The following is a 646-nucleotide window of genomic DNA, read 5'->3' on the forward strand; positions in this document are numbered from 1 at the left end:
CGGGCCTGTCGGCAGCCTCGGAGCCGCGGCGGCTGACCAGCAGCGGCGGCTACAGCGTCTTGCCCGTCGGTTCCGCCGGTCCCGCCGGATCCTCGGCGTCCGGGGTCGCCGCGCCGACGATCAGGCCCTCGGCGAAGCGGTCCACGCGGACCGTGTCGCCGTCGGTGATCTCGCCCGCGAGGATCTCCTTGGCGAGGCGGTCACCGATGGCCGTCTGGACCAGGCGGCGCAGCGGGCGGGCTCCGTAGGCCGGGTCGTTGCCCTCGTGGGCCAGCCATTCCAGGGCCGCCCCGGTGACGTCCAGGGTGAGGCGGCGCTCGGCGAGGCGGCGGGCCAGACGGTCGATCTGGAGCTTGGCGATATGCGCCAGGTCGTCCTTCGTCAGGGCGGAGAAGACCACCAGATCGTCCAGACGGTTCAGGAACTCCGGCTTGAAGGAGGTCCTCACCACCTCCAGGACCTGCTGCTTCTTCGTCTCCTCGGTGGTGGTCGGCTCGACGAGGTACTGGCTGCCGAGGTTCGACGTCAGGATCAGGATGGTGTTGCGGAAGTCCACCGTCCGCCCCTGGCCGTCGGTGAGCCTGCCGTCGTCCAGCACCTGGAGCAGGATGTCGAAGACCTCCGGGTGCGCCTTCTCCACCTCGTC

General features: G+C 70.4%; 1 protein-coding gene. It reads right to left on the minus strand.

Annotated features, from left to right (window positions below):
• Positions 1-49: 49 nt before the first annotated feature.
• On the minus strand, positions 50-646 hold a 597-nt coding region (locus tag BFF77_RS31905; RefSeq protein ID WP_169922757.1), incomplete at its 5' end, for an AAA family ATPase.

It is taken from the genome of Streptomyces lushanensis (assembly GCF_001700515.1).
GTDB lineage: Bacteria > Actinomycetota > Actinomycetes > Streptomycetales > Streptomycetaceae > Streptomyces > Streptomyces lushanensis.